Here is a 13,726-nt window from a genome sequence, read left to right on the forward strand (position 1 = left end):
CGAGGATATCGCTTGATCACAGCGGGATGTTGCCGTGTTTCTTCGGCGGAAGGGTAACCATTTTGCGTTCGAGCAATCGCAGCGCCGACACGATTTGACCGCGCGTGTGCGACGGCGGGATGACCGCGTCCACATAGCCGCGCTCGGCGGCGATGTACGGGTTCACGAGTGTGTCTTCGTACTCGTTCTGCAGCTCGAGCCGCAGCGCATCGACGTCTCCGCCCTCTTTGGCGGCCTGCTGCAATTGCTTGCGGTAGACGAATCCGACCGCACCGGAAGCGCCCATCACGGCGATCTGAGCGGACGGCCAAGCGAGGTTCACATCCGCACCCATGTGTTTGGAACCCATCACGTCGTAGGCGCCACCGTAGGCCTTGCGCGTGATGATCGTGATTTTGCCCACAGTGGCCTCGCCGTAGGCGTAGAGCAGCTTCGCGCCCCTCCGGATGATGCCGTTGTACTCCTGGCCGGTGCCGGGCAGGAAGCCGGGAACGTCGACCAGGGTGATGATCGGGACGTTGAACGCGTCGCAGGTGCGCACGAACCGAGCCGCCTTCTCCGAGGCGTCGATGTCCAGGCAGCCTGCGAACTGGGTGGGCTGATTGGCCACAATGCCGACGCTGCGGCCGTCGACGCGACCGAAGCCGACGATGATATTCATCGCGCGCTCGGCCTGCACCTCGAGGAACTCGTCGTCGTCCAGCAGGCGACGGATCACCTCGTGCATGTCGTAGGGCTGGTTCGGCGAGTCCGGAATGATCGTGTCCAGCTCGAGGTCCTCGTCGGTGAGGGAGTCCTCGATCGCGCCGGTGGCCGGGTCGGTGGCCGGGAACCGCGGCGCCTCGGCGCGGTTGTTGCTCGGCAGGTAGGACAGCAGGTCCTTGACGTAGTCCAGCGCGTCCTGCTCGCCGGACGCGACGTAGTGCGCGACGCCGGACTTGGTCATGTGCGTGTGCGCACCGCCCAGGTCCTCCATGGTGACGTCCTCGCCGGTCACCGTCTTGATGACGTCCGGCCCGGTGACGAACATCTGGCTGGTGCCGTCGACCATCACCACGAAGTCGGTCAGCGCGGGGGAGTACACGTGACCACCGGCGGCCGGGCCCATGATCAGCGAGATCTGCGGGATCACGCCGGAGGCCTGGATGTTGCGGTGGAAGATCTCGCCGTACAGGCCGAGGGAGACCACGCCCTCCTGGATGCGCGCGCCCGCGCCCTCGTTGATGCCGATCAGCGGACGGCCGGTCTTCAAGGCCAGGTCCATCACCTTGACGATCTTCTCGCCGTAGACCTCGCCGAGGCTGCCACCGAACACCGTGACATCCTGGCTGAAGATGCAGACGTCGCGGCCGTCGATGGTGCCGTAGCCGGTCACCACGCCGTCGCCAAGCGGCCGGTTGTTCTCCAGACCGAAGTTGACGCTGCGGTGGCGTGCCAGCGCGTCGAGTTCGACGAACGAGCCCTCGTCCAGCAGGGCAAGGATGCGCTCGCGGGCAGTCATCTTGCCCTTCGCGTGCACCTTGTCGACTGCGGCCTCACCCATCGGGTGCTTGGCCTCTTCCAGCCGATTCCGCAGGTCAGCCAGCTTCCCGGCGGTGGTGTGGATATCGGGGGAACCCGCCGGACCTGAGGCGGGCTGCTGCTGGACACTCGTCATGGCTCCGGAGTGTAACGAGTGCCAGTGCTTCTTTTCTAACCGAGTCCGGACTACCGGCTGGTAAAAACCGCAGCTAGATCAGGTTGCGGAGCGCAAAGTTCCTGGTCGATCGGCGGGTGCGATCGGCGGAAAACGAGTATCGCCGCCGGGGGGGTGTCCAGATAGCTTGATAACGACCGATTTTCGAGCTCAGGGGAGGAGCCCGCCATGTGGGAATGGAGCAGGACGGTCACCGAATACGCCGTCGCGGCGGCGTGGACGAGCACACGCACCGAGCAGACCGTGCCGAAGTACGGCGACCCCGAGTGCTGGGCCGAGACCGTCGAGGGCGAGTCCGCGGAAGGCGATGGGGTAGAGATCGCGGCAGGCGACCAGATCGGCGTGTACGACCTCGTCGGATAGCGCTGCGAGTAGCGTGCCCGGTGTGCAGAGGCCACCGTTGGATGCAGAGCAATTGCGGCGCAGTGTCATCGAGTCGCCCGAGCTGTCGTTCTTCTCCCACATCGATGTGGTGGAGACGACCGGGTCGACGAACGCGGACCTGATCGCGCGGGCGGGCGAGCCGGACCTCGATCGCGTGGTACTGCTGGCGGAGACGCAGGAACACGGCCGCGGTCGACACGCGCGAACCTGGGTCAGCCCGCCGCGGGCGCAGATCGCGATGTCGCTGTTGGTGCGGCTGCGCGGGATCGACCCGGCCTCGCTCGGCTGGCTGTCGCTGCTGACCGGCGTCAGCGTCGTGGACGCGCTGCGCACGACGGCCGGGGTCGCCGCGGACCTCAAGTGGCCTAACGACGTGCTGATCGACGGACGCAAGGTCGCGGGCATCCTCGCCGAGGTCGCGACAGGTGGCGTCGCGTCGGCCGTGGTGATTGGCGTCGGACTCAACGTGAGCCTCACCGAGGCGGAACTGCCGGTGCCGCATGCCACGTCGCTCACTCTCGCGGGCGCGAAGGAGACCGACCGGACCGTGCTGGTGCGATCGCTGCTGACCGAATTCGCCCGCCGCTTCACCGCGTGGCGCGACGGGAACTGGGCGAACGGCGAGCTGGCCGCCGCCTACCGCGACCGGTGCGCCACGATCGGTGCCCAGGTCCGGGCCGAGCTGCCCGGCGGCCAAGTGCTGACCGGCGTGGCCGACGGTGTCGACGACGCGGGCCGCCTGCTCATCGGCGACCAGGCGGTATCCGCGGCCGACGTCACCCATCTGCGCGCGGAAAACTGACCACCCGGAGTGCGTACTTCCCGATCGCTCGGGAACCGGAAAGTGTGGTGGCTGAATGTGTTAGACGGGCGGGAAGGCGGGGGTGGGCGGCCTCCCTGGCGAATATCGCGGAATAGACACGCTGGCAGACGATTGTGTAGCACGACGCGCTTCGGTGTCGGCTGTTCCGGCATCCGCACGCGGTAGGGTGCCTGGCATGGGTTATCCGGAGGACGTGCTGGCGCCCGATGAACAGCTGGTACTCCATCGTCATCCACATTGGAAAATGCTGTTCTTGCCCATCGTGACGCTCATCGTCGCCACGGCGCTCGCCGGTTTCGCGGGCGGGCTCATCTCACGCAAGGCCGAGGGAACCACGCGATCCGCGCTGCTGATCGCGGTGCTGGTGGTGTACCTGTTCATCCTCGGATGGCGTTGTGTCGCACCGGTTGTCAGCTGGAAGTCGACGCATTTCATCATCACCGACCGCAGAGTGCTCGTGCGCCAGGGCGTGCTCACGCATACCGGCATCGACATTCCGATGAGCCGGATCTCGAGTGTCCAGTTCCGGCACGGGCTGTTCGACCGGATGCTCGGGACCGGGACGCTGATCATCGAGTCGTCCTCCTCCGAACCGCTCGAGTACGACGACATCCCCGCCGTGCAGCAGGTGCACGCGCTGCTCTACCACCAGGTGTTCGAGGTCGAGCGCGGCCACAGCGGCCACAGCGGTCGCGGCGGCTGGGACGACCATGGCGGCTACCGATAAGCCGTAACCTGGGCAGATGACCGCTGTACTGCTGGCCGAGGACGACGAGGCTATCGCCGCGCCGCTGTCGCGCGCGCTCGGGCGTGAGGGCTATTCGGTGACCGTCGAGCGTTTCGGGCCCGCCGTGCTGACGCGGGCACTGGAAGGCGACCACGATCTGCTCATCCTCGACCTCGGCCTGCCAGGAATGGACGGGCTCGAGGTGTGTCGTCAGGTGCGCGCCCGCGGTGCGGATCTGGCTGTGCTGATGCTCACCGCGCGCACCGACGAGGTGGACTTCGTGGTCGGGCTGGACGCGGGCGCCGACGACTACGTCGGCAAGCCCTTCCGGCTCGCCGAGCTGTTGGCCCGGGTGCGAGCGTTGTTGCGCCGCAGCGGCATCGGTGACGACACGGTCGAAGTAGGCGGCATCCGTTTGGAACCGGCGGCGCGGCGGGTGCTGGTGAACGGCGTCGAAATCGGTTTGGCCAATAAGGAATACGAATTGCTCAAGGTACTGATCGACCGGGCCGGGCAGGTGGTGCCGCGCGAGACCATCCTGCGCGAGGTGTGGGGTGACGCCGAGCTGCGCGGCTCCAAGACCTTGGATATGCATATGTCCTGGCTGCGCCGCAAGATCGGTGACGAAGGGCCGATGGCCGAGCGGCGCATCGTCACCGTCCGCGGTGTCGGCTTCCGACTGAATACCGACTGACATGCGCCGACGGATTCTGCGTTCGATGCTCACTGTGCTGACCCTCACCACGGTCGTGCTCGGCGTGCCGCTCATCTATACGGCTTGGCTGTGGGTCGAGGACATCACCCGCAACGACCTACAGAACCGGCTGGACCGGATCGCAACGGAGATCATCGCGCAGGAGCACGGCGATGGCACGGTGCTCGGCGAGTTGGACACGCGGTCGGTGGCGCCGTTGGTGCCCGAGAACGGCAAGCTCACCATCGTCTACCCGTCGCCGCGGGACAACGCCTCCCGGCGCGACGTCGGGGCGGGCGATGTGTCCGACCCGTTGGTGGAGTCGCTGTCGATGGGCACCTCGGGGTCGCTGCGTCTGGAGGTGCCCTCGGCGCCGATGCACGCCATGCAGCGTCAGGCGGTCGCGGTGGTGGGACTCGCGGTGCTCGCCTCGTTGGCAGCGGCGGTCTCGGTCGCGGTGGTCACCGCCCGTCGGGTGGCCGATCCGCTGCGCGACGTCGCGGCGCGCGCCGCGCGGCTGGCGATGGGCGATTTCCGGCCCGATCCGCGTAGGCACGGTATTTCGGAACTGGACCGCGTCTCGGACGTGCTCGATTCGGCGACCGTGGAGATCGCCGGGCGGCTCCAGCGGGAGCACGCCTTGGTCGCCGATGTGTCGCACCAGCTGCGCAGCAGGCTTACCGCCGTGCGGCTGCGCCTGGACGAGCTCTCCACGCACTCCGATCCGGAGGTGGTGCACGAGGCCGAGGAGGCGATGGCCCAGGTGGACCGGCTCACCGAAGCAATCGACGATCTGGTGCGGGCGTCGCGGGACGAGGACGCGGCGGACCGCGATCCGGTGCCGGTGATGGACGAGCTGCGCGGCATGGTCGCCGAATGGACCCACCCGTTCGCTGAGGCGGGCCGGGCGCTGACGCTGATCGGGGACGAGTCGCTGCGCGCGCCGCTCACCGGCTCGCGGCTGCGCGAGGCGGTGGCAGTGCTGGTGGACAACGCACTCATGCATGGTGGCGGAACCTGCACGGTATCGGTGCGCACAGTGCGGCCGGGCGGCGATCGGGAGCCGCTGGTGTGTGTCGAGGTCGCCGACGAGGGCGACGGGGTGCGCGACGAGCTGGCGCCGCACATCTTCGATCGGGGGTTCTCGGCGGGCGGTTCTACCGGCGTGGGACTGGCGCTGGCGCGTGCGCTGGTCGAGGCCGACGGCGGGCGCCTGGAATTGCAGCGACGCAGGCCCGCGCTGTTCGCGGTCTTCCTCGGATCGTCGGGGTACCGGGCGCCCAACTCGGTGGTGGCTGAGCCGAGATGACTCAGCTGTGGCCGAATTCCTCTTCCACGAGGTCCTCGAATTCCGCAACGATCTCGTTCATTTCGTCGGGGAAGACCCAGCGGCGCATCGCCCAGAACCGGAAGGCCATCTGCAGCAGGTTGCCGATGACGAAAGCGCTGATGAAGTCGGCGACATTCTCGACAGTGAAGCTCACATTGGGCTGGCGCAGGTCGAAAACGTAGCTGGAAATCCACAGCGGCGTGAAGGACAGCACAACGCCGACGCCGCTGACGCCGAAGAAGAGCGCTGCCTCATGATGGCGTTCACGTCCGCCCCGGTTCTTGAACGACCATTCCCGGTTGAGGATGTAGGACGCGATCACGGCGATGACGCCGGAAATGATCTTGGCGGTGACCGGTTTCTCCGCGAGCACCGTCCACTTCAGCATGTAGAAGATGCCGCTGTCGATCACGAAGGTGGTCGCGCCGACGATCGCGAACTTGATCAATTCCCGCTGCCGGTACGCGATGTCTTGCAGCTGTTTGGGGAGGACGCTGACCACGTCGTCGACGAATGTCACAAGACCGGAGTGTACCGGTACCGTTCGTTCGCGCCGGACATGACAATATTGTCCGACGTGAGCGCACGTTCTTTCGATCCGTCAACCATGCCCACCGTCACCATGGTCGGTGGCGGGCAGCTGTCACGTATGACCCACCAGGCGGCGATCGCGCTGGGCCAGCGGCTCCGCGTGCTCGCCGAGCACCCGGACGACCCGGCCGCGCAGGTGAGCCCCGAGGTGGTGCTCGGCAGCCACACCGATCTGGCCGCGCTGCGCAAGGCCGCGGTCGGCTCGCACGCGCTGACCTTCGACCACGAGCACGTGCTGACCGAGCACCTGGAGGCACTGGTCGCCGAGGGCGTGAATGTCCAGCCGCCGCCGCAGGCCCTTGTCTACGCGCAGGACAAGTTGGCGATGCGCACCAAGCTCACCGAACTCGGGCTGCCCGTGCCCGCGTTCACGCCGGTGACTTCGGTGGCCGACGCGGTGCGGTTCGGGGCGGAACACGACTGGCGGATCGTGCTGAAGGCGGTGCGTGGCGGCTACGACGGGCGCGGCGTCTGGATGCCCGATTCCGCCGCCGCCGCCGAGGCGATCGTCACCGACCAGCTCGCATACGGCGTGGGGCTGCTCGCGGAGGTGAAGGTCGACCTGAAGCGGGAGCTGTCGGCGATGGTGGCGCGTTCGCCGTTCGGGCAGGCGGCGACCTGGCCGGTGGTGGAGACCGTGCAGCGCAACGGTCAGTGCGTCGTGGTGATAGCGCCCGCGCCCGGCCTCCCGGAGTCCAGGGCCGCCGAGGCGGAGACCATGGCGCTGAACCTCGCCGAGGAGCTGGGTGTCGTCGGGGCCATGGCGGTGGAGTTGTTCGAGACCAACGACGGCGCGCTGCTGGTGAACGAGCTGGCGATGCGCCCGCACAATTCCGGGCACTGGGGGATGGACGGCGCGCGCACCGGTCAATTCGAGCAGCATCTGCGCGCCGTGCTGGACTACCCGCTCGGCGACACCAGCCCGCTGGCGCCGGTGACCGTGATGGTCAACATCCTCGGCGCGCCCGAGTCTCCGGCCATGTCGATGGACGAACGGCTGCACCACCTGTTCGCCAGGATGTCCGACGCCAAGGTGCACCTGTACGGCAAGAGCGAGCGGCCCGACCGGAAGATCGGGCACGTCAACATCCTCGGCGACGACGTGGCCGAGGTTCGGGAGAAGGCCGAGCGCGCGGCGCACTGGATGTCGCACGCTGTTTGGACCGACGGATGGGATCCGCATGAGTGAAGCAGTGGCAGTGACTCCGGCGGTCGGCCTGATCATGGGCAGCGACTCCGACTGGCCGACCATGGAGGCCGCCGCGGAAGCGCTGGCGGAGTTCGGCATTCGCTTCGAGGTGGGCGTCGTCTCGGCACACCGCACCCCGCAACGCATGCTCGAGTACGCGCGAGACGCCGCCGGCCGCGGACTGAAGGTCATCATCGCCGGTGCGGGCGGTGCCGCCCACCTGCCCGGCATGGTCGCCTCGGCCACCCCGCTGCCGGTCATCGGGGTGCCCGTCCCGCTCAAGTACCTCGACGGCATCGACTCGCTGCTGTCTATCGTCCAGATGCCCGCGGGCGTGCCCGTAGCCACGGTCTCGATCGGCGGCGCCCGCAACGCGGGCTTGCTCGCCGCCCGCATCCTCGCCACCTACGACCCGGCTCTGCGCACCCGAATGGAACAGTTCCAGGCCGGACTCGAACAGATGGTCCTGGAAAAGGACGACGCCCTCCGCACAAAACTTTTGGGTTGAGCGCCACAGCATGAACTTCACCGTGGGGAATCCGCCTCCTTGCCCCCTGGCTACGGTGTGTCCGTGACTATTGGCGACATCGCCCGGCCGCGGGGCGGCGACCCTGCGCAGTTCCGGCTCACCGTTGTGGATCAGGCGTTGCGGTTGTTCGCCGAGAAGGGGTACGAAGCGACGACGGTGGACGAGATCGCGGAGGCGGCGGGTATTTCCCGGCGGACATTCTTCCGGCAGTTCCGGTCGAAAGAAGACGTGATCTTCGCCGATCACGAGTCGCAGTTGGCGCAGGCGGCCGAGTTCCTCGCCGCGTCGCGCGCGGATCCGTGGGAAGCGGTGTGCGACGCGGTGGTGCAGGTATTCGAGCGGTTCACCCAGTGGCGGGATATCGCGGCCCGCCGCTATCGGGTGGTGCGCCGCGTGCCCGCACTGCGCGAACGCGAGATCGTCACCGTCTTCCGCTATGAGCGGCTGTTCACCGACTACCTGCGCGAGCGGCTGCCCGACGTGCCGGATCTGGCGCGGGTGCAGTTCACCGCGGCCGTCACGGCGACGCACAACTACCTGCTGCGCCGGATGGTGCGCGGCGAGTCCGCCGCGGGCGCTGCGGATCTGCGACTGGAGCTGGCCGCGATTCCGCGCGGCGCGCGGCGCGAATCGAACGCCGACGAGCTGGTCGTCGCCGTTTTCCCCCGCGACATCGCGCCCCGACAGGTCGCCGATCTACTCGCCCGCAAGCTGAGAACGTTGTGAACAGCTGAAAGTGCGACGAATCTGACACTGAGTGCCATAGCGTCTCGCCTAGTAAGGTAAGCATGCTTGCGTATACTCGATGCAAGTATGGCACTTAGTGCCGATTGGCTGAATCCCGCTCCGCGGAACCAGCGATCACGACCGACGACCAGGAGTGAGCCCCATGGCGGGAAACCCCGATTTCGACCTGTTCAAGCTCGAGGACTTCCACGATGAGCTGCGTGCCGCCATCCGCGGTCTCGCGGAGAAAGAAATCGCCCCGCACGCCAAGGACGTCGATGGCAACTCCCGCTTCCCCGAGGAGGCGTTGGCCGTACTCAACGCCTCCGGCTTCAATGCCGTGCATGTGCCGGAGGCATATGGAGGCCAGGACGCGGACTCGGTCGCGACCTGCATCGTGATCGAAGAGGTCGCCCGGGTCTGCGGTTCTTCCTCGCTGATTCCCGCGGTCAACAAGCTCGGCACCATGGGCCTGATCCTCAACGGCTCCGAGGAGCTGAAGCGGCAGGTCCTGCCCGACATCGTCAACGGCGCGATGGCCTCCTACGCGCTGTCCGAGCGCGAGGCTGGTTCCGACGCGGCAGGTATGCGCACCCGGGCAAAGCGGGAGGGTGACGACTGGATCATCAACGGCTCCAAGTGTTGGATCACCAACGGCGGCAAGTCCTCCTGGTACACCGTCATGGCGGTGACCGACGCGGACAAGGGCGCCAACGGCATTTCGGCGTTCCTGGTGCACCAGGACGACGAGGGCTTCGTAGTCGGTCCGCTGGAGCACAAGCTCGGCATCAAGGGTTCGCCCACCGCCGAGCTGTACTTCGAGAACTGCCGAGTGCCGGGTGACCGCATCGTCGGCGAGCCGGGCACCGGTTTCAAGACCGCGCTGCAGACCCTCGACCACACCCGGCCGACCATCGGCGCCCAGGCCGTCGGCCTGGCCCAGGGCGCGCTGGACGCGGCCATCGCCTACACCAAGGACCGCAAGCAGTTCGGCAAGTCGATCGCCGACTTCCAGAACACCCAGTTCATGCTCGCCGACATGGCGATGAAGATCGAGGCGGCCCGCCTCATGGTCTACACTTCGGCCGCCCGCGCCGAGCGCGGCGAGAAGAACCTCGGCTTCATCTCCGCCGCCGCCAAGTGCTTCGCCTCCGACGTCGCCATGGAGGTCACCACCAACGCCGTCCAGCTGTTCGGCGGCGCCGGCTACACCACCGATTTCCCGGTGGAGCGCATGATGCGGGACGCGAAGATCACCCAGATCTACGAGGGAACCAACCAGATCCAGCGTCTGGTCATGTCCCGCGCCCTGCTCAAATGATATTTCCGTAGATCGCGGAAGTTCGGGCGTACCTGGGAACGCATTCAGGCCGCCCGCGCGCTCTACCTGTGCGATCGCTGCCGCCAGGTTGCCGAGCGCAACGCGCCGCTTCCGGCCCACGCACCCTGCTGACCGGACCGGAGGCTTCGGAGCCCCCATTTCTGCTGGTGTCCGCGACCTCGGGCCGCGCGATGATTTCAGCTGGGCGCCGGAGGACTGGACTGCCGTCGGCCTTTTGGCAGCCTACTTCTCCCCGGCCACTCCTGGCTCAGCGCCGCCGCGGCCGCACTTCGTACCGCTCGCCGGGGTCGCGATCGTGCTCACGAACCGCGCTGCGGGTGAACAACGATGGCGGCTCTGACCAGGTAAAACGCCACAGTGGCGACGTTCTGCGCCATGATGGCTTGTTGTGGCGCCATTTATGTGCCATAGTGGCGCCATGGACTTGACATCGTATGTGGATTTCCTCGTCCGGGAACTGGCGACCGCTGCCGAGGCGGGGGGTGAGGAGGCCCGTGCGCTGGCTGAGCGGCTGGCTGGGCCGGTCGAGTCGGCGGTCCGCCTCACTCTGCTGGAGGCGCTGTCGGCCGCCGCCGACGAGATCACCCGTGACCTCGCGCCTGGTTCGGTCGAGGTCCGGCTGCGGGGCCGCGACCCGGACTTCGTGGTGACGCCACCACCGTCCGAGCCCGCATACGCCACGGCCGCGCCGGCACCCGCGTCGGTACCGGACGCCGGGCCGGCGGGCGTCGACGAAGCCGCCACCGCGCGGATCAACTTCCGGCTCCCGGAACACCTCAAGGCCTCGATCGAGGAGGCAGCCGCGAAGGAGGGCCGCTCGGTCAACGCGTGGCTCGGCCGGGTCGCCTCTGCCGCGTTGCGGCAACCAGGCATGGAACAAGCCCCGGCGCAGCGCGGCGGCAGGGGCAAGCAGCACTACACCGGCTGGGTCAGCTAGCCGCGCAGGCAGCGCCACCGCATCTCACCGTTCTCACCAGCGAGAACGTCGATTCAACCGATTAGAAGGGGACAACCATGTCTACATTCGATACGCCAGAACCGATCATCGTGACCCTCGATCTCAGCGTCGCCAACGTGCGGTTCGTCGCGAGCGAGCGTACCGACACCGTGGTCGAGGTGCGCCCGACCAACGAGAACGAATCTTCGGACGTGAAGGCTGCCAAGCAGGTCCGCGTCGAATACTCGGGTGGCACGCTGCTGATCAAGGGCAAGAACCCGCGCCCGTTCGACTTCTCCGCCAAGAGCTGGTCGGTCGACCTGACCGTCGAACTGCCCGAGGGCTCGCAGGTGCACGCGGACGCGGCGATCGGCGACTTCCAGTCGACCGGTCGGCTCGGCGAGTGCCGGTTCAAGTCCGCCACCGGGCATGCGCGGCTCGGCCGGACCGGGCCGCTGCGGCTGAACACGTCCGCAGGCAACGTCTCGGTCGAGGGCGTCGCGGGCGATGCCGAGGTGACCACCGGGACCGGCCGAATCCGGATCGGCGAGATCGAGGGCAGCGCCACGATCAAGAACTCCAACGGCGACACCGACATCGGCACGATCGGCGGCGAGGCGCGAGTGCGTTCTGCGAACGGGGACATCGCGCTGGGCCGGGTGGGCGGCGGAGTGAACACGAAGACCGCCAACGGGGCCATCCGGGTCGGCGAGGTGGCCCGCGGTTCCGTCGTGCTGGAGACCGCGACCGGCGACCTGGAGATCGGCATCGGTGCGGGTGCGTCGGCCTGGCTCGATGTGAAGACCAATTTCGGGCAGGTGCGCAACGCGCTCGACGAAACGGCGAAGCCGCCGGAGAAGACCGGCGAGAAGGTCGAAGTACGCGCGCACACCGGATTCGGTGACATCACGATCCAGCGGGCCTGAACCCGGTTTAACGGTGAAGGGAATTCTGATGATGAACAATGCCGCACAACTGGCAATATCGGTGCGCGGGCTGCGGAAATCGTTCGGCGACAAGGTGGTGCTGGACGGAATCGACCTGAACGTTCCGCAGGGCACGATCTTCTCGTTGCTCGGTGCGAACGGCGCAGGCAAGACGACGACGGTCAAGATCCTGTCTACGCTGATCGACGCGAGTGACGGCCGGGCCGAGGTCGCGGGGCATGATGTGGCGTCCGATCCGGATGCGGTGCGGGCGGCGATCGGGGTCACCGGCCAGTTCTCCGCGGTGGACAACCTGCTCACCGGCGAGGAAAACCTGCGGTTGATGGCGGACCTGAACCATCTGTCCAAAAATGACGGTAAGCGGACGGCGATCGATCTGCTGGAGCGGTTCGACCTGACCGAGGCGGCGCGGAAACCGGCGTCCACATATTCCGGGGGTATGCGGCGGCGGCTGGATCTGGCGATGACGCTGGTGGGGAGTCCCCGGGTGATCTTCCTGGACGAGCCGACCACCGGGCTGGATCCTCGCAGCAGGCGCGGGATGTGGCAGATCGTGCGGGAACTGGTGGCTGGGGGCGTGACCATCTTCCTGACCACGCAGTATCTGGCGGAGGCCGACGAACTGGCCGACCGGATCGCGGTGCTCGAGGGCGGCAGGCTGGTCGCCGAGGGCACCGCGGAAGAACTGAAACGCCGGATTCCCGGCGGCCACGTCCGGCTCGAGTTCACCGAGCACAGTGGTTTCCGGACCGCGCAACGGATTCTCGGCCGGGCCGCGCACCGGGACGGTGAGGCGCTGGCCCTGCGGGTGCCGAACGACGGCAGCATGCGCTCGCTGAAGGCACTGCTGGACCGGCTCGACTCTGAGTCGATCGAGGTGGACGGCCTTTCCGTGCACACGCCCGATCTGGATGACGTTTTCCTCGCCCTCACTGGTGATTCCGACAACGAGAAGGTGACGACCCGATGACCACCGCAGTTGCGAGCCACCCGTTGCGCGATTCGACGACGATGGTGCGTCGCAACCTGAAACGGATGGTGCGATACCCGTCGATGACCGTGCAACTGATCGCCATGCCGGTCCTCTTGCTGCTGCTGTTCGTGTACGTGTTCGGCGGCACGCTCGGCGCCGGGCTCGGCGGGCCTTCCGGCGGCCGTGCCGAATATGTCAACTACGTGGTGCCTGCGATCCTGCTGATGACCATCGCGTCCACCGTCCAGGGCACCGCGATATCCGTGGCCATGGACATGACCGAAGGGATCATCGCCCGGTTCCGCACCATGAACATCGCCAGGGTTTCGGTCTTGACCGGGCACGTGATCGGCAGTCTCATCCAGGCGTTTCTCAGCCTCGCGGTGGTGATCGGGGTGGCGCTGCTGATCGGTTTCGAGCCGCGGGCCGGCTTCGGTGACTGGCTCACCCTCGTCGGTTTGCTCGCCGCCGTCACGCTCGCGCTGGTCTGGTTCACCGTGGCGATCGGCCAGGCTTCGCAGACCGTCGAGGCGGCCAGCAGCCTGCCGATGCCGCTGATGTTCCTGCCCTTCCTCGGCAGCGGGTTCGTGCCGACCGACTCGATGCCCGATGGCGTGCGCTGGTTCGCCGAGTACCAGCCGTTCACCCCGATCATGGAATCCATCCGGGCACTGCTGATGGACAAGCCGGTCGGCAACGACGTGTGGATCGCGCTGGCCTGGTGCGCGGGCATCGCGCTGCTCGGCTACGTGTGGGCGAAGAAGCTCTACAACCGCAAGGCGTGACCCGGCGTCATGGCCGGCGGCTCGACTTTGGGGTCGAGCCGCCGGCTTCCGCC

15 protein-coding genes are annotated in these 13,726 nt (G+C 67.3%); 13 read left to right on the forward strand and 2 right to left on the reverse strand.

Annotation, left to right across the window (positions count from 1 at the left end; all coding sequences use genetic code 11):
* Nucleotides 1–16: 16 nt before the first annotated feature.
* Nucleotides 17–1,657: an acyl-CoA carboxylase subunit beta gene (locus tag OHB12_RS30250; protein WP_327113003.1), complete on the reverse strand. Its 1,641-nt coding sequence runs from the start codon at nucleotides 1,655–1,657 to the stop codon at nucleotides 17–19.
* 207 nt (nucleotides 1,658–1,864) lie between these two features.
* Between OHB12_RS30250 and OHB12_RS30255 the strand changes: the two genes are divergently transcribed.
* From OHB12_RS30255 to OHB12_RS30275, 5 genes are all read left to right on the forward strand, one after another.
* Entirely contained in the window at nucleotides 1,865–2,059 is a 195-nt protein-coding gene (locus tag OHB12_RS30255; RefSeq protein WP_327113005.1) for a hypothetical protein, read from the forward strand.
* Between the two features lie 37 nt (nucleotides 2,060–2,096).
* Nucleotides 2,097–2,882 (forward strand): biotin--[acetyl-CoA-carboxylase] ligase, encoded by a 786-nt coding sequence (locus tag OHB12_RS30260; RefSeq protein ID WP_327113007.1) that lies wholly within the window; start codon nucleotides 2,097–2,099, stop codon nucleotides 2,880–2,882.
* A gap of 196 nt (nucleotides 2,883–3,078) precedes the next feature.
* Nucleotides 3,079–3,630 (forward strand): PH domain-containing protein, encoded by a 552-nt coding sequence (locus tag OHB12_RS30265; protein ID WP_327113009.1) that lies wholly within the window; start codon nucleotides 3,079–3,081, stop codon nucleotides 3,628–3,630.
* 16 nt (nucleotides 3,631–3,646) lie between these two features.
* A complete protein-coding gene (locus OHB12_RS30270) occupies nucleotides 3,647–4,324 on the forward strand; it encodes a response regulator transcription factor (protein WP_327113011.1) in 678 nt (225 codons plus the stop codon).
* Between the two features lies 1 nt (nucleotide 4,325).
* A complete protein-coding gene (locus OHB12_RS30275; protein ID WP_327113013.1) occupies nucleotides 4,326–5,633 on the forward strand; it encodes a sensor histidine kinase in 1,308 nt (435 codons plus the stop codon).
* Nucleotide 5,634: 1 nt separating this feature from the next.
* Here the strand turns inward: OHB12_RS30275 and OHB12_RS30280 are convergent, their stop codons facing one another.
* Nucleotides 5,635–6,174, reverse strand: a complete 540-nt coding sequence (locus tag OHB12_RS30280; RefSeq protein ID WP_327113015.1) for a GtrA family protein — start codon at nucleotides 6,172–6,174, stop codon at nucleotides 5,635–5,637.
* A gap of 39 nt (nucleotides 6,175–6,213) precedes the next feature.
* Here OHB12_RS30280 and OHB12_RS30285 point away from each other — a divergent pair, with 39 nt between their 5' ends.
* From OHB12_RS30285 to OHB12_RS30320, 8 genes are all read left to right on the forward strand, one after another.
* Entirely contained in the window at nucleotides 6,214–7,434 is a 1,221-nt protein-coding gene (locus tag OHB12_RS30285; RefSeq protein WP_442799884.1) for a 5-(carboxyamino)imidazole ribonucleotide synthase, read from the forward strand.
* Complete coding sequence (gene purE / locus OHB12_RS30290; protein WP_327113018.1) at nucleotides 7,427–7,942, forward strand: 5-(carboxyamino)imidazole ribonucleotide mutase; 516 nt, start codon at nucleotides 7,427–7,429, stop codon at nucleotides 7,940–7,942. The genes OHB12_RS30285 and purE overlap by 8 nt, the downstream gene beginning before the upstream one ends.
* A gap of 63 nt (nucleotides 7,943–8,005) precedes the next feature.
* On the forward strand, nucleotides 8,006–8,689 hold the full coding sequence (locus OHB12_RS30295) for a TetR family transcriptional regulator (RefSeq protein WP_327113020.1): 684 nt from the start codon (nucleotides 8,006–8,008) through the stop codon (nucleotides 8,687–8,689).
* 163 nt (nucleotides 8,690–8,852) lie between these two features.
* Nucleotides 8,853–10,010, forward strand: coding sequence for an acyl-CoA dehydrogenase (locus OHB12_RS30300; RefSeq protein ID WP_327113022.1), 1,158 nt, complete (start codon nucleotides 8,853–8,855; stop codon nucleotides 10,008–10,010).
* 439 nt (nucleotides 10,011–10,449) lie between these two features.
* Entirely contained in the window at nucleotides 10,450–10,968 is a 519-nt protein-coding gene (locus OHB12_RS30305; RefSeq protein WP_327113024.1) for an Arc family DNA-binding protein, read from the forward strand.
* Between the two features lie 77 nt (nucleotides 10,969–11,045).
* Nucleotides 11,046–11,894, forward strand: a complete 849-nt coding sequence (locus OHB12_RS30310; protein WP_327113026.1) for a DUF4097 family beta strand repeat-containing protein — start codon at nucleotides 11,046–11,048, stop codon at nucleotides 11,892–11,894.
* A gap of 28 nt (nucleotides 11,895–11,922) precedes the next feature.
* The gene (locus tag OHB12_RS30315; RefSeq protein ID WP_327121621.1) at nucleotides 11,923–12,885 is read left to right on the forward strand and encodes an ATP-binding cassette domain-containing protein; all 963 of its coding nucleotides are present in this window, start codon (nucleotides 11,923–11,925) and stop codon (nucleotides 12,883–12,885) included.
* Nucleotides 12,882–13,673, forward strand: a complete 792-nt coding sequence (locus OHB12_RS30320) for an ABC transporter permease (RefSeq protein ID WP_327113028.1) — start codon at nucleotides 12,882–12,884, stop codon at nucleotides 13,671–13,673. Before OHB12_RS30315 ends, OHB12_RS30320 begins: the two co-directional genes overlap by 4 nt.
* The last annotated feature ends 53 nt before the right edge of the window (nucleotides 13,674–13,726 follow it).

Source organism: Nocardia sp. NBC_01730 (assembly GCF_035920445.1).
Taxonomy (GTDB): domain Bacteria; phylum Actinomycetota; class Actinomycetes; order Mycobacteriales; family Mycobacteriaceae; genus Nocardia.

What these genes read in the sequence shown, in the direction of transcription:
- OHB12_RS30310 (WP_327113026.1), top strand. Translation starts at nt 11,046, where the DNA reads ATGTCTACATTCGATACGCCAGAACCGATCATCGTGACCCTCGATCTC.
- OHB12_RS30285 (WP_442799884.1), top strand. Translation starts at nt 6,214, where the DNA reads ATGACAATATTGTCCGACGTGAGCGCACGTTCTTTCGATCCGTCAACC.
- OHB12_RS30305 (WP_327113024.1), top strand. Translation starts at nt 10,450, where the DNA reads ATGGACTTGACATCGTATGTGGATTTCCTCGTCCGGGAACTGGCGACC.
- OHB12_RS30315 (WP_327121621.1), top strand. Translation starts at nt 11,923, where the DNA reads ATGATGAACAATGCCGCACAACTGGCAATATCGGTGCGCGGGCTGCGG.
- OHB12_RS30265 (WP_327113009.1), top strand. Translation starts at nt 3,079, where the DNA reads ATGGGTTATCCGGAGGACGTGCTGGCGCCCGATGAACAGCTGGTACTC.
- purE (WP_327113018.1), top strand. Translation starts at nt 7,427, where the DNA reads ATGAGTGAAGCAGTGGCAGTGACTCCGGCGGTCGGCCTGATCATGGGC.
- OHB12_RS30320 (WP_327113028.1), top strand. Translation starts at nt 12,882, where the DNA reads ATGACCACCGCAGTTGCGAGCCACCCGTTGCGCGATTCGACGACGATG.
- OHB12_RS30300 (WP_327113022.1), top strand. Translation starts at nt 8,853, where the DNA reads ATGGCGGGAAACCCCGATTTCGACCTGTTCAAGCTCGAGGACTTCCAC.
- OHB12_RS30270 (WP_327113011.1), top strand. Translation starts at nt 3,647, where the DNA reads ATGACCGCTGTACTGCTGGCCGAGGACGACGAGGCTATCGCCGCGCCG.
- OHB12_RS30275 (WP_327113013.1), top strand. Translation starts at nt 4,326, where the DNA reads ATGCGCCGACGGATTCTGCGTTCGATGCTCACTGTGCTGACCCTCACC.
- OHB12_RS30250 (WP_327113003.1), bottom strand. Translation starts at nt 1,657, where the DNA reads ATGACGAGTGTCCAGCAGCAGCCCGCCTCAGGTCCGGCGGGTTCCCCC.
- OHB12_RS30255 (WP_327113005.1), top strand. Translation starts at nt 1,865, where the DNA reads ATGTGGGAATGGAGCAGGACGGTCACCGAATACGCCGTCGCGGCGGCG.